General features: G+C 51.2%; 15 protein-coding genes. 4 read left to right on the top strand and 11 right to left on the bottom strand.

Translation table 11 applies throughout. From position 1 onward, the window contains the following. Window positions 1–372: 372 nt before the first annotated feature. From LQ901_RS16120 to LQ901_RS16105, 4 genes are all read left to right on the top strand, one after another. Window positions 373–2,277, top strand: a complete 1,905-nt coding sequence (locus tag LQ901_RS16120) for a bifunctional UDP-sugar hydrolase/5'-nucleotidase (protein WP_152135625.1) — start codon at window positions 373–375, stop codon at window positions 2,275–2,277. 227 nt (window positions 2,278–2,504) lie between these two features. Next, window positions 2,505–3,053: a toxin-antitoxin system YwqK family antitoxin gene (locus tag LQ901_RS16115; protein WP_010863107.1), complete on the top strand. Its 549-nt coding sequence runs from the start codon at window positions 2,505–2,507 to the stop codon at window positions 3,051–3,053. A 188-nt stretch (window positions 3,054–3,241) separates the two neighbouring features. Then, complete coding sequence (locus LQ901_RS16110) at window positions 3,242–4,960, top strand: hypothetical protein (protein WP_233672442.1); 1,719 nt, start codon at window positions 3,242–3,244, stop codon at window positions 4,958–4,960. A gap of 119 nt (window positions 4,961–5,079) precedes the next feature. Further along, entirely contained in the window at window positions 5,080–5,394 is a 315-nt protein-coding gene (locus LQ901_RS16105) for a hypothetical protein (protein WP_233672441.1), read from the top strand. A gap of 109 nt (window positions 5,395–5,503) precedes the next feature. On the opposite strand, the gene LQ901_RS16100 is transcribed toward LQ901_RS16105, so the two are convergent. The 11 genes from LQ901_RS16100 to LQ901_RS16050 all read right to left on the bottom strand — a co-directional run bounded on the left by LQ901_RS16100 (window position 5,504) and on the right by LQ901_RS16050 (window position 18,134). Further along, on the bottom strand, window positions 5,504–7,006 hold the full coding sequence (locus LQ901_RS16100) for a SpoIIE family protein phosphatase (protein WP_152135623.1): 1,503 nt from the start codon (window positions 7,004–7,006) through the stop codon (window positions 5,504–5,506). An 8-nt stretch (window positions 7,007–7,014) separates the two neighbouring features. Then, the gene (locus LQ901_RS16095; protein ID WP_152108696.1) at window positions 7,015–7,695 is read right to left on the bottom strand and encodes a hypothetical protein; all 681 of its coding nucleotides are present in this window, start codon (window positions 7,693–7,695) and stop codon (window positions 7,015–7,017) included. A gap of 10 nt (window positions 7,696–7,705) precedes the next feature. Continuing rightward, on the bottom strand, window positions 7,706–9,841 hold the full coding sequence (locus LQ901_RS16090) for an SLBB domain-containing protein (protein WP_152135622.1): 2,136 nt from the start codon (window positions 9,839–9,841) through the stop codon (window positions 7,706–7,708). 25 nt (window positions 9,842–9,866) lie between these two features. Then, window positions 9,867–10,301 (bottom strand): hypothetical protein, encoded by a 435-nt coding sequence (locus LQ901_RS16085; protein WP_010863113.1) that lies wholly within the window; start codon window positions 10,299–10,301, stop codon window positions 9,867–9,869. A gap of 78 nt (window positions 10,302–10,379) precedes the next feature. Then, window positions 10,380–10,715 (bottom strand): STAS domain-containing protein, encoded by a 336-nt coding sequence (locus LQ901_RS16080; RefSeq protein WP_010863114.1) that lies wholly within the window; start codon window positions 10,713–10,715, stop codon window positions 10,380–10,382. 17 nt (window positions 10,716–10,732) lie between these two features. Further along, window positions 10,733–11,368 carry a sugar transferase gene (locus LQ901_RS16075; RefSeq protein WP_010863115.1) on the bottom strand — a complete coding sequence of 212 codons (636 nt, stop codon included), beginning with the start codon at window positions 11,366–11,368 and terminating at the stop codon, window positions 10,733–10,735. After that, a complete protein-coding gene (locus LQ901_RS16070) occupies window positions 11,368–12,570 on the bottom strand; it encodes a glycosyltransferase family 2 protein (RefSeq protein WP_152135621.1) in 1,203 nt (400 codons plus the stop codon). Before LQ901_RS16070 ends, LQ901_RS16075 begins: the two co-directional genes overlap by 1 nt. Further along, entirely contained in the window at window positions 12,558–13,613 is a 1,056-nt protein-coding gene (locus tag LQ901_RS16065; protein WP_233672440.1) for a glycosyltransferase, read from the bottom strand. Before LQ901_RS16065 ends, LQ901_RS16070 begins: the two co-directional genes overlap by 13 nt. 16 nt (window positions 13,614–13,629) lie before the next feature. After that, window positions 13,630–15,144: a GNVR domain-containing protein gene (locus LQ901_RS16060; RefSeq protein ID WP_010863118.1), complete on the bottom strand. Its 1,515-nt coding sequence runs from the start codon at window positions 15,142–15,144 to the stop codon at window positions 13,630–13,632. After that, window positions 15,137–15,547: a hypothetical protein gene (locus tag LQ901_RS16055; protein ID WP_052181283.1), complete on the bottom strand. Its 411-nt coding sequence runs from the start codon at window positions 15,545–15,547 to the stop codon at window positions 15,137–15,139. The genes LQ901_RS16060 and LQ901_RS16055 overlap by 8 nt, the downstream gene beginning before the upstream one ends. 247 nt (window positions 15,548–15,794) lie before the next feature. Continuing rightward, window positions 15,795–18,134 carry a hypothetical protein gene (locus LQ901_RS16050; RefSeq protein ID WP_152136556.1) on the bottom strand — a complete coding sequence of 780 codons (2,340 nt, stop codon included), beginning with the start codon at window positions 18,132–18,134 and terminating at the stop codon, window positions 15,795–15,797. Window positions 18,135–18,464: the final 330 nt, after the last annotated feature.

The following is an 18,464-nucleotide window of genomic DNA, read 5'->3' as shown; positions in this document are numbered from 1 at the left end:
CAGATGAAGTGATGTTGCGGCAACGTATCCCTGTCGCGTCCGCGCTGCGAGCGATATCAGGTCATCTCCTGACGACAGCGCGGTACGTTGCAATAATACCACAATGTTTGCGCGGGTGTTAAATCTGCGCGCAAGCTATTGGGGGGGCGTGAAAATAGCGTGTGGTTCTGGTCGGGAAATCCACCCTTTTTCTATTGCTCTGTGCAGATAATGCAGTGGTGAGCGGTAATATCATCGGTGATGAATATCACGCTTTGATGTGGCTTGATGGTAAAGGCTTGCAAAATTGTTTGCACTGGTCACAGACCATCGGCTATCGCAGGCGTAAGCTTATCCATTCCGATTAATCACATAATAATTACGATTACTATAATGAAATTAAAAGCAGTGGCAGGGTTATTCCTGTTAGCCTCCTCTTACTCTGTTCTTGCCGCGGATGGCGATATTCGTGAAGTCAGTATTTTGGGCACCTCTGATCTGCACGGGCATTTTGTGCCGTGGGACTATGCGGCTGATCAGGCCAATTTGGCGGGTAGCCTAAGCCAAATTGCGACCAAAATTAATGAAATACGTCAGAGTCTACCGAATGTTATTTTGGTGGATGCCGGCGATACCATTCAGGGTAATTTTGTCGAAACGTTCAAGAATGAGCCTGTTTCACCCATGATGTTGGGTTTTAATGCCCTGAATTATGATGTGTGGGTATTAGGAAACCATGAATTTGATTTTGGTTTACCAGTATTAAAAACCTCGCTCGATCAATTCAAAGGCCAATCGCTGGGTGGCAATATCACGCGCGCTGATGGCAATCCATTTTTACCGGCCTATACCATTATTGAGCGGCAAGGCGTAAAAATTGGCGTTATTGGCATGGATACTCCTATGACGGCGCATTTTGCTGAGGGCAGTGACCGGCTGGGCGGCGTGACATTTACCAACCCTACGCAAGAAGTCCACAAGACCATCGCTAAGATTAAAGACCAAGTGGATGCGATTGTGCTGGTGGCACACATGGGGCTGGATAATGAAAATGACATTGCTGATACCAGTGTGACCGATATTGCAAAAGGGAATCCAGAATTAGCCGCAATTGTTGCCGGACATATGCATGTCCGAGTTGATAAAGCGGTGGTCAATGGCGTGATCATTACCGAGCCAGATAAATATGGTCGTGCGTTGTCGCGCATTGATCTGAAATTTGAAGAGAAAAACGGCAAATATACGCTGATCGATAAAGACAGTTATACCTACAAGATTAAAGATCTGGCATCAGACAAATCGTTGGAAAGCCTGTATGCGCCGTATCATAAAAAATTACGGGAAAATGCCAATCGCGTGGTCGCACAACTTTCCGGTAGTGATTTGGTACCTAAAGATGAAGTAAAAGGGATCCCACAAGTACAAGTTCAAGACTCAGGGATCAGTGCCTTATTCCAAGAAGCGGCATTTTATTATGCGCCGAAAGCCAATGTGATCGCCTTGGGGATTGATAACGATAAAGCGCGCTTAGATGTGGGGCCGATTAAAGCCAAAGACATTGCTTATAACTATCAATATGCCGGCGGTGAAATTACGGTATACCAGATGACCGGCGCCGATCTGAAAGCGTATATGGAATGGGTCGCCGATTATTTTAATCCGGTGCAAGACGGTGATGTGACATATAGCTTTAATCCAGCGCGTCGTTCATCAAAATACTCCACCAATGACTTTTTCGCTGGCGTGACCTATAACATCGATTTGCGTCAACCGGTCGGACAGCGGATCACCAATCTGAAACTGGCGGATGGCACTGTGGTGCAGCCAGATACTGAAATTCGCTTGGGGATGAATAGCTATCGCATGGGGCATCTGACTAAAAAAGGTGGTCCATTGCAGGGTAAATCCTTCCCGGTAATTTTTGATACCGAATCGGCATTTGGTGAAGAGCAAGGCACGATCCGTAATTTGACTATTCGCTATCTGGAAGAGGTCAAGCAGGGCCAGTATCAAGGAAAACCGCAGCAACGCTGGTCATTGCAAGGTTTATCTGGTTATGAACGCGAGCGGGCAATTGTGCGCGATATGCTCAACCGCGGTGAAATTCAGGTGCCATCACTCGAAAATGGGCGTTATACCAATACAGCATCGATTAATGTGAAGCCTTATTTGTTTGCCGATGCAACAGCAAAAGCGGCCGCGCTGAAGCAATTGGACTCCCAGCTCAAATCCGCTAAAAATGAAGGCGATAAGCAAGCCGTTCAACAACAAATCTTGCTGATCAATGCGTTGAATTAAACTGAGCCGTTAGCCGCTAAGTATCTGGTTTGCGGCGGTTGACGGTACAATTGTGAATTACATTACTGTGTGGGCATATTTTCCTGCGCAATGTGTGTAATGAATAACGCCATATCCTGAGTAATCGGTGATATGGCGTTTTATTTTAACCTCCAATGCTTGGCATCATGACCGGCTAGCTTTGGAATGACCGCATTATCTCAAGCTCTCAGAGGGTGAACGTCTGTATGCCAACCCCCATAAAATGGACTGCTCGCAGCAATAAAATTGTGGTGTATACCGGTACGTTGAAAAACATGCAGCGTTATACCGGTAATGCGGAATTGTTCGAAAAAGGCATCCTCTTTGGTCGTGGTGAATGTCTTGACGGTACGCGTATTGGGCCGTGGCAGTTTTTTCACCCCTGCGGCGCATTACGCTCTGAGGTAACCTTTGATTCACAAGGGCGTGAAGAAGGCGTGGAGCGCTATTTCTATCCTGATGGCCGTTTACAATCGATAGGTCAATATCGCGCTGGCCAGCCTGTTGGCGACTGGATGGAGTATGGCCAACAAGGCGGATTGACCTCGTGCAGTGAATACAGTGACAGCGGAGAGCGTCTGTGTATGTACGACTATGTGGCAGAAGATAGCCCACACCTGCGCCGTTATATGCTCTTTGCTGCCAATAAAATGGTCTTGGAGTGTTGGTATCACCCAGATGGCTCGTTATGGCAGCAATCGCGCTATGAAAATGGACAAGAAATCTCCCGCTGGCGGCCCGATTATCGCTGCTAGTCATTTGTTGTGAACTTACGCATATGCATTTGATTGCGCTCAGTTCTCAGCAGGTTACACTGTGACACTCGCTACGTTGTAATCATTATGGATGATGTATGCCTGTATCCTCGCGTTTACGGAGGGCGTGTTTCGCCGCTTCCCGTTCAATGACCTTCAATCGCCGTACGCTATGGCGCGTTTTGCTCATGAGTGCCGGTCTGTCTGCCTCTGCGAGCGGATGGGTGTCCTCGGTATGGGCGTCGGAATCCTCCAACGTCATCCGTTTGGAAGATGTGCTGACCGAAGAAGGCTTGGCTGCGCTTCGGCAAGAGCAGGCGTTAGCCAAAGAAAAGGCCGCGACCAAGACGGCGTCGAAATCATTGGTTCCGATTCAGTCACAAGGGCCTGAGCATGCCGTTAAGCTGTCGGCCAATGGCCAGAGCCTGTTACTGCGCACCGTCCCTCCGGTTACGGGTGAGACTGCAAATGCTTGGGCCTCCTCGGGCGAATCTGCGCCAGAACAGTCTCAGTTTGCCGCTTCTGCCGGTATAGCTGCTGGCATGGAAGAGTCTGCTCTAGAAGAGCTGAATGCCATGCTAGATGAGCTGTTGCCGACGGCATGGCGCTATGGCGATAAGCTCAGTGCATTCCACGGCGGAAGGTGGCAGCAGTCAAATCGCAGTGTCCCACTGACAGGCTTTACCTATGCCAATCTGAAACAGATCTTTTTTTCACAAAACGGACAAGTATTGGCGCTAACGGCGGGCTCGCACGGCTCATTGGATGCACTGCGGATGAATGCCGAAGGGCATCGCCAAAAACTGATCCCCGATGACATGGCGCGTTTTTCGGCAGTCACCGCCATGGATGCCACGGGTGCCACCATTGGGGGCTGGTTGTTAGCCAAATCGGCCACCGCGGTGCCACAAGGTTTTATTTGGCATCAAGAGCGCGGCTTAACCGTATTGCCACCCGATCACGTTGTGCTGCGGGCGATCTCGGCTGATGGTACTGAGGTGATCGTGGATGCCTACGTGGCCGATCGGGCGTTATTGCATCGGCATCACCAATTCGGCCAATTACCGGCTGATTTGCCCGGCAGCCAAGGCGGTGGGGCCTTTGCCATCAGCCAAGATGGGAAAAAGGCCGCCGGTTATACCTATGGCAAGTCAGACTATGTCCGCGGTTGGATCTGGGATGCAACGCACGGCTACCATCCTGCTGCGCGGGCGTTGTATATCAGTAACGCCGATACGGAAAATCCTGAAAAATGGCAGGCATTTGGCGATCAATTGACCCGTTTGGCCGGCTTGAGTGAGACTGACCAACACTCACAACTCAAGACGCGTTTACTGCGCCGTGATGCTGCTGGTCAGACTGAAACCGTTGCCGATGACGGCTGGTTCTTGGGCTATGGGTCCTTATCGAAAGCCCTAATCTGGCAGGCGTGGAGTGAAGAGCAAGGGCCAATCGCCATGCTCAGCCGTACTGGGCAAACCGCAGTACCGGTGCCTAAACCGGACGGCGTTAAACCACAAGATCTGGTCATAATCGAATTATCCTCTGATGGACAATCGCTGCTAAGCGGTAATACCGAGCGGCAGATAGTCACGCGCGGTAAACGGCAAATCGCCATTCCGGATGAAGTGATCGGCCATACGTTGGTGATGTCGGCAGACGGGCGCATTCTGGCAGGCACCTATCCAGATGAGCAGTGGAGCAACCCCGATCATATTTTTTGGCTAGATGTGGATAGCGGCAAACGGCGCTACTTTGCCTCTTGTAATGCGGCTAGCGGAGTTCGGCAGAACGTGATGCTCAATGAGAAGGGCGACGAGCTGATTGTTACCGATGAAGACGGCGGCTATTGCCGCTACCACATCGGCACTAACATAATCGGCACTAACATAAAGGATGCACAATAATGGTTCGGCTAGGATGGCGCGAGTTATGCGCGATAGTTATTGGCGTCAGTGTGAGTGTGCCGCTTCAGGCTAAAACGCAATCGAATTCTTGTGCTTGGCTCGCGGGGGAGTATCAGATTATGTGGCCCAATGCCGAACCGCAGCCGATGCGCATCAGTGTGCATGACACACAAGACGTGCAAGTGGAAATGGCGGTCGCGCCAGATGTGTGGATTAAGCAGCCGCTGGAATCTATGCGCAATCCTGATGGCATGCTACCGCCTTGCGCGTTGATGGTGATTGATTACGGGTTATTTTCAACCACCCGCAACTTGTCATGGTTTTTAAATGAAAACCCGGGTGAGGCGTGGGTCTTTGTAACGGAGGGTAAACCTATCCCCGTGCGCAAACTCACCGGTGTCGGTGCATACCAGGCACAAAAAGCGGAGCACTAAGCCCTGCACTCAACCGTGCGCTCAACACAGTAAATCGTATGCACGTAAGTCACGTGTATTAAACAGAATGCCAAAAACTCTTAGTTCTTAGTGACGGCGGCTCGCGTGATTAGGCCGTTGATACGTGCTCGATCAGCACTACCGTCATATCATCTTCTGGCGTGCCACCGTGCAGATGATCAAACCACTGCGCGATCGCCCGCGCGGCTTGCTCAATGGGTTGCGAGAGCGTGGCTAAGAGTAGCTGTTCGAGTTCATGGTGATACAGTTGAGCACGAGTTTGGCTGCGCGATTCCAATAAACCGTCGGTGTACAGCATTAGCCGTTCACCGGCGGCGAGCGTCAGCTCCAGCTTGCTATAACGCGTATCCTCCGCAATGCCAGCCAACATGCCGGTGATCGGCAATATCTCTACTTTGTCAGGTTGAATTAGCCAAGGTCGCGGATGACCGGCACAGGCCAGAGAAACACTCTGCTCACCCAGTTCTGCGGCAATGCAGGTGGTTAACGCACCGCTCAGTAGGCTGTCATTGAGCATGCTTTGTGACAGGCTATTAAGCAAAATATCCACGCCTTCATTTTTATACAGCCCGCAAATCAGACCGCGAAAATAACCGGCATGGGCATAGGCAAAGAATTTGGCCTGTTCCCCGTGCCCCATAATATCGCCAAGTAGCAGCAACGAGTGATTGTGCAGCAGATAATCGCCACCGCCCGCTGAGGCTACCCGACTTTCTACCGCCAAGCGGTAACTTCCTATTTGGCTGGGTAGAGACGGGCGTAAGCCAGCAGTCACCTTCGGGTCTAACCGTTGGCTGATGCGGTTTTTCAGGTGCAAACTGCGTTGTAATACTCGCGAGACAATATCCAGCAGCGCCGCTTTTTTTACCGGTTTAACCAGATAGTCATCCACCCCGAGTCGCGCGGCGGTTTGCCGAACATGGCCGCTGTCATCACCGGTAATAAACACAAACGGCAAAATATCGGTTTCTAGTTGGCCGGAGAGATTTTTGCGCAGGCTCAGGCCGTCCATGCCTTGCATAGCAATGTCTGAGAGGATCAAGTCTACTTGATTACCGAGAATATAGGGGATGGCATCTTCGGCGGCAGAAAAGGGCACGCAGGTGTATTCATGTTCTAGGTAGCTTAGGATCAAGCGCCGGATCACGGGGTCATCATCCACCACCACAATCACCGGTTTTTTCTGGGCACAAAATGGTGCGGCGACCACCAGTAAATTGAGCCCTTCCGCGGTATGTTGATAATCCACCCGCGCAAACAAGGTGCGGATCACGGCAATGCCGTAACCACTTTCACTGAGCTCGTCGGGAAGCGCACTCGGCTCGGTGTGTGCTTGGGTCGCACCACCATCATCCTCAAAACGTAAACTCCACCCCTCGGGCGTCAGACAGAGTGTCAGCAGGATATAGCTGGCCGCCGGTGTCGCGTGTTTAACGATGTTGGTGCCTAATTCCGATACCGCCAGTAGCCAGTGCTGACTCTCTTGGACTGCCACATTATGGCGACTCAACACGGCATTCACATGCGAGCGTAGCTCACGGATCGCAGCCAGTGTCGCCGGTTTTTTAAATGTCCACTCATGCGGTTTCATAGCAGAACCTATATGCGCAGGGAAAGGAGATGGGATTTACTGAGTCGGCGACGCAAACGTGCCATCAACCCCGGAGCATAGCTTTCTAGCCGATATGTTTCGCGGATCAGCTCATCGGCCAGTGGTGGATTAAAACAATCATTGGCGATATAACCCAAAATATGGGTTTCCGTGTGATGCAGCTTTTTCAGGGCGCTTTTTACATCCGACTCTTGCGTGCGGGAGAACAAGACACAGAGCAAGGTGGCATCACAGCAGGAGCAGATGATCTCGCTGGGCAGATATTTGGTTTCATCACTGGTGACTGGCGGAACATCCACAATGATCAGATCATACAGTTCACGCTGAGTTTGCAAAAAGGCAATAAAGTTTTTGCGCTGCCAGATATCACTCAGTGCGGAGTGTACGACGGTACTGGCACAGGAAAAATAGGCGGAGATCCGGAAAATATCGGGGAAATTTTTGCTAATTATCCCCGGATACAGGCTAGGCAGGATCGGCGAGCTGGTGTTGAGCTCTAGCAGCAAGACATTCAACCCCGCTTGCTCACCACGTTGCGCCAAGGCCAGTGCGGTACTGGACACGCCTTCTTGATGTACCGATGACGTAATAGCCAGCGAGCGAATACCTTTGGCCTGTGTACGGTCAAACAGGATATCGATCTCTTTGTGGTATTCGCTGGTATTCATGGCGCGCTCCTCAGATCTTGATCAGTAAGGTCACTACCGAGAGCATGGTAAAGACATCGCGCATGCCATCCATAAATATCGACCAATTACTGTCTTTAGTATCCGGTATATACACCGTATCGCCCGCACGCAGGATTGGCAGACGGCTGTAATCAGGCTGCTGCATAAAGCTCAGGAGATCGAAGGTACGCGCCTGATCGTTTTTGCCGCTTTCCGATAAGTTGGCGACGATAATTTTTTGCACATAGGCTGAGCTGGTGGGGCCGCCAGCTTCTGCGAGCAGGTCAAGCAGGGTCATGCTTTCATTAAAGCGATAACGCCCCGGTTTACCGATGGCACCCATGATGCGCACGGTCGACTCTTTGCTGGTATCGAGCCAAAGCCGATCTTTTTCCGGGATATAAATCGAGTCGCCGGTGACCACTTTTGGCAGCAGGCTCTCATCGCCGGTTTCAAAGTACACCGAGAGATCCAACTTACTGACGTTGGCGGTGTTGCCGTTACGGTGCACGATACGGATATTGCGCAGATCCGCTTTATCGGTGGGGCCATCGGCGGCGGCCAGAATATCTAAAAAGCCCATCTCGGAGGTAAAGGCGTAGCGACCGGGAGCGCCGACTTGTCCCATGATATAAATTGAGTTTTCTGGCGCTTGTTGCACCCATTGCGATTTATTGTCTTTCGGATCGTTAGGCAGTTGCGGCACCGTAATGGTGTAACCTGCGCGAATGGTCGGTATTTGGCTCAGATTACCGCCGTTTTTCAGGAAATTATTCAGGTCAAAAAACAGCGGCTTGGCTTGCCCGTTACCGGCTGTGGTCAAGATCTGGATTTTCGAGGTGTCTGCTTTGTCAGACGGACCACCGGCATTGGCCAATAAATCCAGCAACGACATTTCATCTGACCACTCATAACGGCCGGGCTTATTGACTTGCCCGATCACCATAACCGCATGACTTGGTGCGACCTTGAGCCACGATTTTTCATTAATATCGGTTTTTTCTGGAATAAAAATAGCATCACCGGGGTTAATTGGCGGTAAGGCGCGCTTAGTGAGCCCTTCGGTATAGCCTTGTAAATCGAACGGCTCGATGCTGCCATTGGCACGAATGATGCGAATTTGACGACTTTCCGAATAGCGCGTAGGGCCACCGGCGTTAGCCAAAATATCCATAAAAGAATCACCCGGACGGCTTTCATAGGCCCCCGGTTTGGCTACTTCTCCCATGATATAAACGGTTCTGGCGCCTTTTTTAATCTGCTCTTCATCCTTGGGGATAAAAATGGTACTGCCGGGGCTTAAGGTCGGCAGAAAACTCTTATCGCCAGTATCGAGAAACTTTTTCAGGTCAAACAAGGTGGGTTGGTTATCGCTAATTACTCGGATACGCTCTACGCCCGCATAGCGTGTCACGCCGCCTGCGCGCATCAGCATATCAATGACGCTGTCACCGGATTTTAAGCTGTAGGCCCCCGGGGTATTGACCTCACCAAATACTTTTACTGCTCGCTGGGCATCGGCGGCATCGCCACTTTTGGACAGCGTTGCGGCGTCAAAATCAATCTGAACATTACCGGTTAACGGTGAAGCGGGCACAAAAACGGTATCCAGTGTCTGCAGTGCCGGCATGCTGCTGCTATCACCGGTATCCAGATAGTGTTTGTAGTCAAACGCTAATTTCTGGTTATTACGCTGCACCTGAATATTACTCAGCTGGGCTCCCGGCACCAATCCACCGGCAGATTCCACGGCTAACTGCACATTGGCCTCTTCCGGCAGCTGATAATTGCCCGGTTTGCGCACATATCCCATGACATTAATCAGCAATAAACGCTCTTTGATACTGACACTAAAACCAGAGAGATCTTTGTAGACCGATTTTAAACGTTGCCGAATTTTGTCACTGGCTTGTGGCAAGGTGAGATTGAGTAGGTTGACTTCGCCTACTTCGGGTAAACGCACATTACCCGTGCGGGTAATTTGAAAGGGATTTTCAAATGCACTTTCACCGGGCAAATTAATAAAAATGAGATCGCCCGGTCGCAATTTAATGTTGTCATCGACAGGTTGCGCATACAGCGCAAAAGAGAAAAACAGGGCAATAATCCCGATGCCCGTGAGTTTTAATGTCCGCAGCCACAACATGCCACTCTCCTTGTATGGCGCAAAATTACAGCAATGACCACTTACTGAGTGTATATCCCGCTGATTTTCCGCATCCTGTTTTTTGTTGTAATTGGTTCAGATCACTGGTGGTTTGTTGGATATTTTTATCCAGTCGGTCAATGTTATATAAGGTATCGTACCACAGGCGGGCATGCAGCTCGCGATGGATTAATATACTCTGTTGGTCCAATTGCATCAGCCGACCGGGCATGCATTGCTGCAATTGCGGCCGAATTACATGGAGTTTATTTTCGACCTCTTTGTTATAGGCAATAATTTTCTCGATATTGTGACGGTTATCCGGAGAATCATAGGGTGAAGGTAATTGTGTCGGCCGCCGTTCAGCCATCCCGCCAACGCCGTGGGGAGGCCACTGGGAACATCCGGTGGCCAGTAACAAAAAAAACAGCGCTAACCCACGACATTGATAGTATTTCATTTGGCGTTCCTGCAAAACAGCGCATTAAAGTGTTGTGGAACGAATGGATATAATTATTTATTATAAATAAAATTTTAATTATTCATTATTAGCCATAATAAACTCCTTCAACGAGCTGTAGCAGTGTAAGGTGTTATCGATATGCAGCAGTTTAAGCAATTCTCGTGGCTGACCGTTATCACAAATCAGTGCCAGATCATAATTTTTAGCTTTCAATCGCTTATATAAAAACACCAGTGCGCCAATGCCGGATGAATCAATAAAATGCACCTCGCTCAGATCTGCCAACACACTGCTTTCACGCACGGCTAGCGTTTCAAATACATCACGATGTTCGCTGACAAACAGCGCATCCAGCTCGCCGGTCAGCGTAACCACTTGCCAGTTATTAAGAGTATACATCATCGGTTTCATGGTGTTGTCCTGCCTTGTTATTGTCCGCGTTTCCCGACCATGACTTTCAGGGTGCGCCACACAATATTGAGATCCAGTTTGATCCATTTCCACGGGCTGGTGAGGGCCAGTGAATACGCGAGGTCATAAGCCAGCTTGCTTCTTACATCATCCAGTGTTTCATCGTATCCCTGACTGACTTGTGCCAAACCGGTAATGCCGGGAGCGATGCCGTAGGTTCTTTCCACATAAAAGGGAATGGCAGCTTCCAATTTATGGCAAAACTGTGGACGTTCTGGGCGGGGGCCAATTAAGGACATGTCCCCTTGCAGCACATTGATAAATTGTGGCAATTCATCTAATCGGGTTTTACGCAAGAAATTGCCCACTCGGGTGACACGTGGATCATTTTTCGTTGCCCACACGGCGCCGGTCTTGGTTTCCGCATCCTGACGCATAGAGCGGAACTTAATCATGTAAAAAAATTCGATGTAATCCGGATAAATGCGCCCGACCCGTTGCTGGCGGAAGAACACCGGCCCCGGACTTTCCCATTTGATGGCTAAGGCAATCAGCGGCCACAGCGGTAATGTCAGGATGATTCCGGTCAGTGCACCAAGAATGTCCATGGCGCGTTTGGCTTGTGCAGTGACAGGATGAATATAGTGTCCCATCATTTTTCTCCCTGTTCGCCGGCACGAGACCAGCGGCCTTTTTCTTTCCCGGCCAGATAACGACAGGCTCCGATCAAGTTATACCAATGACCATTCACCAAATACTGCACTTTTTTGACAATTGAAGGCCATGCATAGCGAGGTGTCATGTTAACCATAATAATAGTCAGATAGCCGCAAAGTTGTGCAATCAGTAGCAATAAAAAAAACAGCGAGTGCGGCGCGCGTAGCAGTGAAATCACAAATACGCCCACCAAGCAAAACGGCATCAAGACTCGTAGCCCTTTGCCGGAGAAAAAATTGAATGCATCCCAGCGATAACGTGGGTTGAGTAGGTGACGCAAGCGCCATAGCTGTTGGGTATTGCCCGCCGCAATCCGCCGCCGACGGCGCGATTCTAATGCGCTATCACTGGTTTCTAACTCGAGTGAAAGACAGCGCGGCTCGTACACGGCGCGATAGCCTTTGCTGATCGCCAGCATAGGCAGGATAAAGTCATCGTTAATGGTATCGGGCGGCAGAGGCTCTAAACATTCGCGGCGGATAAAATAACAAGCACCGTGCATGCCGAGTACCGAGCCTAAGGCTGATTCCGAGAGTTTGATTTGGGTTTGGTACTGCCAATAGTGGGATTCGCCCTGTGAACCGGCATTTAAAATGCGGTAGCCCGGCCCGACTACCCCAATATCCGGTTGTTGGAAATGCACGGCAGCGGTTAACAAGGTATCGACGGGCAATAAAGCGGATACATCGCTGAAAGCGACAATCGGTGTTTGAACGCGCTGAATTGCCTCGTTAATCACCGCAATTTTACCGCGGTTGGTACTAAACGCACGGATGGTCAGCGGCAACCAGCGACACTCGGGCTCGGCGTGTGCCAAGCGGGCTAAATCTGCGGTATTGTCGGTGCAGCCGTCACACAGGATCTCCACATTAAAGTGCGCAGCGGGGTAGTCTTGTGACGCCAGGTTGCGGATCTTATCGGCGATACTGGCTGCTTCGTTGTAGGCTGGAATGATCAGGGTGATATCCGGTAAATCGCTATCTTCGGCTTGTTCGCGATATTGGCGTTGCGGAATATCAGGTGCAGGCGAGTGCTTGCGGCGGCTGAGTTTTTTCAGCAGCAACGGATAGAGCAAATGATGATAGACAATCAAAAAGGCCAGCAGGGCAAACAGTACATCAGCTATTATGCTCCACATAGGCGTGCTCCTGACGTATCACTAATTTGGTATAGGCGCAGATAGTGTGCCGCCATGCTCGCTAAGCTGGCATGGCGTTCAACAAACTGGCGCGGCGCAGTGCTCGCAGGCTGACTGACACAGCGTTGTAAGGCCGCTGCCAGCGCTGGGATGTCACCGTAAGGCACCAGTTGACCGGTAGATGGCTCGGTGCATTCTCGGCAGCCACCGACATCGGTCAGTACCACCGGAACGTTGCAGGCCTGTGCCTCTAAGGGCGACAGGGGTAACCCTTCGGCTTGTGAGGCCAGACAAAAGCCATCAAGCGTGTGGTAAAAGGCGGTCATGTCACTGAGCAAGCCGGCAAAGTGCACCCGATCGTGCAACCCCAACGCGGCTGCTTGATGACGCAAGGCGGCATCGAGTGAGCCGGTGCCAGCGAGTACCAGATGTAACGATGGGCACAGTGTGAGTGATTGGCTGAGTGCTTGTAGCAAGTTGCTGTGGCCTTTCACTGCCTCTAGCCGCGCGGCGCAGCCTATCAGTGGGACATCAAGGGGTAATTCTAGCGCCTGCCGGGCAGCTATTCGGCTGTGATGGTCGGCTGGGGTAAAGCGCGTAGTATCAATTCCGTTGAGAATTACCTCGGGCTGACAACCCGGTAGATACTGGCGCATGGCAGACGCGACTTGCTCTGAATCAGCCACCAAATGAGGGTGGCCGAGTTGACATAACAGCGCGGCCAGTTTGCGCCGTTTGGGGTTTTCCAGATGCCATGCATCATGTTCGGTATGTACTAAGCAAGGCACTTTCGCCAAACGTCCAGCCAACGCGCCATACAGTAAAGGGCCAATGTGATGGGTATGTACAACATCCGGCTTTTGCTGGCGCAACAAACGATATAAGCGAGCCAGTAAGCTCGGTTGCAGACCGGGTTGTTTGTCTAAAAAGATCAGCTCGTGTTGAAATTCGGTCAGCCGTGGCCAATGTGCGCTGGCACTGGCGTAATTGCCTTCGAGACTTATCAGCAGGCTGTCATGCTGTTCCCGAAATGTTCGGTGCAATTCAAGCGCCAGTGTTTCAATGCCCCCCGGCGCGAGATGCTGAACTATCTGGATGATTCTGCTCCGGCCGGTTGGCATAGTGAGCGATCTCCTTGTTGTAAGGAATTCGTATTAATACTGGCGCTCCTATCAGCATAGTCAGCTTGTCGCTACGCTGCACGGTACTGTCGGTAATTTCTGCGATGACGGCAAAACCTATCCCAATACCCAGCCCGGCAACGATCCCGGCCAAAATAAAGACAATCAATGGCGGCGTACTCGGGGAGGTCGGAATGAATGGCGGATCGATGACTTTAACCCGATCGCCTTTTTCAAATTGCCCGAGAGCGCCGGTGACCTGCGCTTTTTTATAGCGTGTCAGCAGATCCTGATATAGCTCGCGTTGCACCTGTAAGTTACGCTCAAGCTCTGACATTTGGCGCTCAACATCACCAAAACTGCCTACGCTCTCTTCTGATTCGCGGATCAGCTTGTTGATACTGTTAACCTCTTCTTGCAACGCTTTGACGCTGGTGGCAGCTTTTTGCAGCTCTTTGAGTTGGGAGTCGAGCAAAGTGTCATTCTTGTTGTTGCCGTTGCTTTGTTCTCGGTTGCTGTTTTGCGATAAGTTCAGCAGTTGGTTTAAGTCGGTACTGTCTATTTTGGGGATGGCGTTCATCTGCGCTTGGCGCTCATCTTCGAGTTGGTGCAGGCGATACAGCGCGGCTTGAATTTTGCTGTGTGAATCGGTGTAACGGGTACGCAATAAGGCAATTTCATTGGTGGTATTAACGATTTGCTGCTCCAGATTGGCGATCACCGGATTGACTTGTGATATTCCCGTTTGTAGCGCCGCCAGTGCCGCTTTTGCACCGGCCAGTTGAGTGCGTTTTTCCTCTTCTTTATCTTTTAACGCATGCAGGCGATTCACGTTGGCGCTGTACAAATCCGGCAGCTCCGCGGATTGGCTTCGTTTAAAGTCGGCCAGATTTTTCTCGGCCTTGTTTAGCTCTATCTCTTGTTTAGTGATTTGCTCTTTGAGAAATTTTTCCGAGCCGCTGATGGAGGATTGTTCAGGAGCCAGAACGTTTTCTAAAAAGCGTTCGCTGATGGCTTGTAAGATCACAGCACTGTCTTGCGGTTGCTGGGTTTTGAATGTTAATTGCACCAGATCGCTACCGACCAAACTTAAGGTTACGGCGGCAGAAAGCTGATTAATTTTGCTGTCATATTCGCTTTGTGGCGCATCTTTGGGCAGTAATTTCGCATCCTCGATAACGCGTTGTAACACATACCGGCTGTGTAGCAGGCTATCGAGTGCCGCGAAGCGATCTTTAAGGTTGGTGGATACCGAGAGGTCTTCCAAAAACGGATTCAGTTTGGCGGTTTCTTGAATCAGCAATGTGGTGTGCGAATGGTATTGTTTGGGCGTGAACAAGCCTATCAGTGTTGCCAGTATGGGCATCAGCAATAAGGGAATCGCAATCAGATAACGCCGCCGCCATGCGCCATTAAAAATCAGGCACAAAGAGACGGAGAGATTGTCATTCACGGCCCACCTCGATATTTAGGCTATCCGGCTCGGCATCAGGCTTGTATTGCAGGCTGACATCAATGGCCCGAGCGGCCAGCATTTTTTCAATATATTTGAGCCGCTGGTGGGCGATACGTGCACTTTGCAGTGGATCGCCGGCGCTATTGCCAACCGAAACGGTAATGGCCGACGGATCTTGCTGGGCTAAAAATTGATGCAGCTGTTTTTCGGTGTCAGTGGGTAGCGCAATTTCATTTTGTGGATAGTGGCCGGAAAAGGCTGGACGATAGGCTTGCTGCCCAACACGCAGCGCTTCGAGTTGAGCCAAAGTGACTTTGCCGCCCGATGTGCTGGTGCTGGCGGCGCAGCCTGTCAGACACAGCAGTAACATCAAGCTTGCGGTTTGCGTCAGGCGGTTCATACGGTTTCACTGTCCTTGCGATAAGTCGGCTGAATTCGCTCATGGCTAAACGCGGTGATGCCGTTTGGCGCGAGTGATCTGTACGTTAAGCATCATCCCTGCGTGTAGTGCATTTTTGTAGTACATAGTTTTTAGTACATAAACACAGTGTACATATATTGCACAGAACGTTATGTTTTACATATGTAAATCATTATATGTAAAGTTTGTGATTATAAAGTGATCGCTCAGCAATTATTTGGCGAATCTAGTTGGCCAGCTGCTGAATTTCCCTTCGCCACTGCTGCAATTGGGCCGGAGAAAGTTGCTGCGCGGCTTGCCAAGTATCAGGGATCCGTTGCCAAATTTTGTCGCGCAGTAATCGAGCCGCTTCCATATGCTGACTTTGGCTATCGAGCCAATGTAACCAGCGCAGATCGTCCGTGCCTTCCAGTAATGCAAACAAGCTGCGATCGGTATCCGGTAACGTACAAACGTTCATCGGCGGATACAAAAATTGAAAATCCGCTTCGCGCCCATCAACAGGATTAAGCGGATCGGCGGTCGGCATACGGGCATGCCATTGCAGATACCCCTGCGCGCCACTGCGCCACAGATAAAAGCCTGCCGCCAGCCGCGATGCGCCGAGGTTATACAGCCAAACTTGTTTTCCCTCTTTTTGCAATTGCGCGATGTTGTGCGCGGAAGCGCCAAAGCCGTCATTGATCAGCACCAGTGAGAGGGCCGGCAGTAGCGCCGTTTGACTGGGGTGATTAAGTTGGCCGGCCAGTTGGATATCCGGTACGCGCGCACGTAGCTCTAGGGCAAAGCTCAGCAGGGTGGGGATTTGTCCGCTGTCGGCTTCATCGGCCAGACTCCACGCCAGCACCTGCGGATGCTCGCGCTCCACTTCGGCGATATGCATGATGGCGGCTTTATCGCCAAGATTGTCGCGCAGCCGTTTTAAGGGGGTGTAGGCCAGCAGCGGTAAATAGCGGTTTGACTGCATGGCGGTCCGTAAATCTCGCTCAAAACGCGCGGTATTTTGATCATCTGGTGTGGCCAGTGCGGGGGCTGGGATGCTAAGACCAATATTAGCTAGCCAACGTAAATCACAGGCGCTTTGTCGTGTAGTTTGCTCTGCATCAAACCAGTTCAGATGTGGCGCTGCATCCAAATATACCCCAACAGGGATTGGGATATCCGGCAGTTGCAGCGCGAGCACCTGAACTTGCAATGGATAGGCGTAGCGCTGCTCGCCAATTTGCAGCTGTAATGTTGCCTGATAGTCTCCGGCAGGCGTACCTTCGGGTACGCTAATGACCAGATGCAGGTAGCGGGGGCTCGCCGGTGTAAGGGGAACGCTATCCAGATCGGTGCGTAAATAACTGGCGGACGCGTGTAGTTGGTGACCTTGTGCCGGTTCGCGAACCCAGTGCCACTGCCCCCAGCGCAGCTCGGCGGGCAAGATGGTGTTTGAAGGGGTTATGGAGGTATCGCGGTCAGTCTGATTTTTAGCAACGGCTGGGACAAACGGCGATAGGTGCAGCGATGCGTTAACTGCGTGTGGCAAGGATGCCGTATCTAGCTTGAGATCGACACTCAGATGACTGTTGCCGGCGACCTTGCCTAGCAAGGTTATAGCTGCAGCGGTTGAATTTGCCCCTTGGTTTGGCATCACGTCTTGGCTCGGTAGCGCTAAACTAATGGCTTGCTCCGGTGCTAGAGGGTGCGGGTTAATATGCCAGTTTTCATGAAACAGTTGCGTCAGCCTTTGGCTCAGCTGTTGCTCCGGTGTTGGCGTATCAGCGGCGCTTGGCGATGTATCAGGCCGCCGAGCATCTGGCCACAGTAGTAACGCAGAGATGTACTGGGCATCAGGGGAATCGCCTTCCAAATCAATAATTAGATCGCCGCCCGGATGCGCCACGCGCGTACTCAATTTTCCCAGCTGTTCTGGGAGCAGTTGTTGAGCAGCCGCCTCTTGCGTGTTGGCGATGCTCTGGGGCTGAGTGGTTTGTGCTGGTAGTGCTTCTTGGTTACGGCCGGCCAGATAAATGTCTTTTATCCATTTCTCCGGTGTTAGGTGCTGCTCCCAAATGGCTTGGCCGTTCACGCGTACACGCCGCTCCAATGGATGGGGAAGTAATTCCCATTCGCCGGGATCGCGATTCCACAGCCGTAACTGATATTGGCCTGCGGGGAGGGGAATTTTTATCTGATTCACGCCACGTAAGCCATCATTAAACGGCGCAAAGCTGCCGCTGCGGGTGGTGGCGGTGGGGCGTCCTTGCAAGTGAACGTCTTGTGGGCCGATGCGGGTAAAGCCACTGAAGGGGGCGCGTTGGCTGTCACCGAAATCCCAAGCCAATATCTCATCGGCAAAACGCAATCCACGTTGCAGCGAAAGCTTTTGCAAGGTGATGCCTTGTGGCTGCGCAGTGAACAGATACAGAGCCGTCAGGCGGCTCAGATCCGGGCGTTTTTTTTCGGCTGTTAGCAGCGAGGCCAGCGCGATGCGCAGTCGAAATTGCCCCGTCGGGATATCACGCTCTTCATTAATGCGCGAGGAATATCCGGTGGAATTCACATCGTCCAGTCGGATCACCAGCAGAGCTTGGCGATCAGAAGGATTGTTTCCTTCAATGACCAGATCATCATTAGTGTTCCACGTTGTTGCTGGAGAAAAATGCTGCTCATAAGGGAGGGTGACAGTGTCACTTACAGTGCCAGCGCTAGATTCAGAACCAGAGCTCTTCAATAGCTCTAGTGTGTGTGTGTCCGATATGGTTGCGGGTTGGGGCGTTGCGAGGGCAGAGGTTGAAATGCCAATAAGCATTGCGCACAGCACTACGCTCACTAGGATCGATGAGGGTTGTGGCATCCCATGTGTGAGTAGACACCGTGTGCGCGATATTATCTGTCGCACCCAATTTGG

The sequence above is a fragment of the Plesiomonas sp. PI-19 genome (assembly GCF_021368255.1).
Classification (GTDB): Bacteria; Pseudomonadota; Gammaproteobacteria; order Enterobacterales; family CAMTGL01; genus Plesiomonas; species Plesiomonas shigelloides.
This window is presented reverse-complemented; position numbering and strand designations above follow the sequence as displayed.